3 protein-coding genes are annotated in these 3,296 nt (G+C 66.3%); all 3 read right to left on the bottom strand.

What is annotated here, in order from left to right:
* Positions 1–60 precede the first annotated feature (60 nt).
* On the bottom strand, positions 61–579 hold the full coding sequence (locus G3N99_RS37085) for a hypothetical protein (RefSeq protein ID WP_206124843.1): 519 nt from the start codon (positions 577–579) through the stop codon (positions 61–63).
* Positions 580–649: 70 nt separating this feature from the next.
* Complete coding sequence (locus G3N99_RS37080) at positions 650–1,477, bottom strand: ferritin-like domain-containing protein (protein WP_174940304.1); 828 nt, start codon at positions 1,475–1,477, stop codon at positions 650–652.
* A gap of 327 nt (positions 1,478–1,804) precedes the next feature.
* On the bottom strand, positions 1,805–3,296 hold a 1,492-nt coding region (locus tag G3N99_RS37075), incomplete at its 5' end, for a gamma-glutamyltransferase family protein (protein ID WP_206124842.1).

Below are 3,296 nucleotides of genomic sequence, written 5' to 3'. Positions count from 1 at the left end.
TACATCTGCTCGACTTTTATTCTGGCGGAACATCGCCACCCGCCACTTCTACCCGTGGATTTACACTCTTTCCCTCCACGCCCCTCTTCCGTTCTGCCCCCGGTGCTCGACCTGGCGTTGCCAGCGCGCGAGCACCGCGGTGCGCTCCCCTTCCAGCGTGAACGTGACACCCGTCGCGAGACGCGCATAGCCGACCCGCTGCGCATCGCCGTGCGCGATCGTCGCAGCGAATCCGGCCAGTCCGCCGAAGTCTCCTTCGAGCGGCGCCATCCTCAATTGCGCCTGAAAGAACGCGCCGTCCGCGACGAGCGTCAGCGCGGCCGTACGCCGTTGTGCGATCGCGCGCGCCGCACGCGATTGCGGCCAGAGCGCCAGCAGCAGCGTGCGCGCATCGTGTGCGTAGATCTCGCCGACACCGAGCAGCGTCGTGCGCAACTGGCCGTCGTCGGTTGCGACGATCAGCGATGCGGCGAAGTCGGCATGACGCTCGAGCGCCGTGCCGTCGAACAACGAAACGACGGCCGGCGGCCACGCATCGAACGTCCATTGTTCGAGCGCGTGGCGATGGGTATCGGTCATGATGGCGTGGCCCCGGTGGAAAGCGGATGAAGAAGCCGCAGCATACGCGCGTCGGGCCGCGCCGCGGCGATCAGCGCAGGAACACGTGCCGCGTGATCTTGGTGAGCGGATAGTGGACGCCCGGCTGGATCTTCGCGGGCAGGTCGAGCGGCTTGAGCAGCATCTTCACGCACATGTCGGCCGACAGGTTGCGCCGCACGAGCGTGCTGATGCGCGCGGCGCGTTCGCGGTTGTACTGGTTGTCGCCGACACGATCCGGATAGCGGACCGCGAACACGTGGCGCAGCGCGATCTCCGAATCCTCGTTCTTGATTTCCATCACGCGGCGCGCCAGCGCGCCGAGCACCGCGAGCCGGCCATTGCCTTCGAGCTGGTTGTACTTCTTGAAGAACTTGAAGAAGTGCTTGTAGTGGCGCACTTCGTCCGTGCGGATGTTGTCGGTGATTTCCTTCAGCACGGGCTCGTCCGAGCACTCGTTGATCGCGCGATAGAGCGTGGCCGTGCCCGTCTCGACGACGCAGCGCGCGACCATCTCGAGCGCGCGGGTCTTCTCGAACGCCTCGACCTTGCAGGTCTTCGAATACTCGGCGAAGAAATTCGCGAACGCGGTATCCCAGTCGAACTCCGGCCACACGTGCGCGATGTACGCTTTCAGCGCGCGCCCGTGCTGCAATTCTTCGTGCTCCCATGCATTGTTGAGCCATGCGGAGACTTCCGGATCGTCGTTGAAGAACTGGCTCAGATTGCTCGTGTAGAGATCCGAGCCGCTTTCGATGAACGACGACGCGCACAGCAGCAACAACAGATCCTCGTTCGCGGCGGCACGTTGACGATCGATCCGGTTCAGGTCGATGTCCTCGATTCGCCACGGCATCACATGCGTCGTTTTGGTGTCCATGGTGGTGCGCTCCCAGTCGTCGCGCGGGGGCCGGCCCATGCCTTCGGCACTGGCGCCAACCATCCCGCAGGCGGCGTTTTACTTGCGTTTATAGTGGATTGGTCCGGCCGAACCATGCTGGCATCTTAGCCGGACTTTGATGTTCGTGCTCCAGAGCACTGACCATACCCGACGAGCGCAGTTCCACGGCGTCTGTTGCCGTTCGTTAGACGAGTCCTTCAAACCGCTTGCGCCCGCTCGGCGATACGGGCTGCCGCAAACGAAACGGGCGGCCATTCGGCCGCCCGCGAAGCGCACGAAATGCCGGCGAAAGCCGGCGGCAATCCGTCAGAAACCGGCCGCCAGACCGTCGCGCCGGCTGTCGCTCGCGGCCACGTAGCCGCGCTCGCGATCGTCGCGGTCGAGACGCCAGATGAACTGCCCCGAACCGAAATCCATGTAAGGATCGTCGATCGACTTGATCGTATGGCCGCGTGCGGTCAGCGCATCGACGGTCGCGCGATTCATCGTTGCCTCGACGTCGAGCGTGAAGTCGCGGTTGACCTTCCAGCGCGGCGCATCACAGGCAGCCTGCGGTTGTTGCCCGTAGCCGAGCATCCGCACGACAGTCTGCAGGTGACCTTGCGGCTGCATGTCGCCGCCCATCACGCCGAAGCTCATCACGGCCTCGGTGCGCCCGTCGACCTCCTCGGTGACGAACGCCGGGATGATCGTGTGGAACGGCCGCTTGCCGCCCGCGACGACGTTCGGCGAAGCCGGGTCCATCGAGAAGCCGTGCCCGCGATTCTGCAGCGCGATGCCGGTGCCGGGCACGACGAGCCCCGAGCCGAAGCCCATGTAGTTCGACTGGATGAAGCTCACCATCATCCCGCGCTCGTCGGCCGCCGACAGGTAGACCGTGCCGCCCGAATGCGGTCGGCCGGCGCCGAAATGCGTCGCGCGCGCGGGATCGATCAGCTTCGCGCGTTCGGCGAGATACGCATCGTCGAGCATCTGTTCGGGCGTGACCTCCATCGCGCGCGGATCGGCGACGTAGCGATAGACATCGGCGAACGCGAGCTTCATCGCCTCGATCTGCAGATGCTGCGAGTCGACCGAATCGACTGGCCATTCGGTCACGCCCGCGTGCTCGGCGATGCCGAGCGCGATCAGCGCGGCGATGCCCTGCCCGTTCGGCGGGATCTCGTGGATCGTATGGCGGCCGAAGCGCTTGCCGATCGGCCCGACCCATTCCGGCCGATAAGCATGCAGGTCGGCTGCGGTCAACGCGCCGCCGCCTTCGCGGGAGAACGCGGCGATGCGCTCGGCGAGTACGCCCTCGTAGAACGCGCGCGCACCTTCCTTCTGCAGCGTACGCAAGGTCTGCGCATGGCCCGGCAGGCACATGCGCTCGCCCACCTGCGGTGCGCGGCCGTGCGGCATGAAAGTATCCGCGAAACCCGGCAGCCCCTTGAGCTCCGGCACGGCGGCCGCCCACTTGTGCGCGACGATCGGCGGCACCGCATAGCCGCGCTCCGCGATCTCGATCGCCGGTTCGAGCAGGTCCGCGAACGGCAGCGAACCGAACTTCGCATGCAGCGCTTCCCAACCCGCGATCACGCCCGGCACGGTGACGGTATCCCAGCCGCGCGTCGGCTTGTTCGCGATGCCGTTGCCCGCCTCGCCGTGGCGCTTGCGGAAATAATCGACGTTCCATGCGGCCGGCGCGACGCCCGACGCGTTCAGCCCGGACAGTCGCTCGCCGTCCCACACGAGCGCGAACGCGTCGCCGCCGAGCCCGCACGACACGGGCTCGACGACCGTGAGCGCGGCCGCGGCA

It is taken from the genome of Burkholderia sp. Ac-20392, assembly GCF_017104585.1.
GTDB classification, from domain to species: domain Bacteria; phylum Pseudomonadota; class Gammaproteobacteria; order Burkholderiales; family Burkholderiaceae; genus Burkholderia; species Burkholderia lata.
This window is presented reverse-complemented; position numbering and strand designations above follow the sequence as displayed.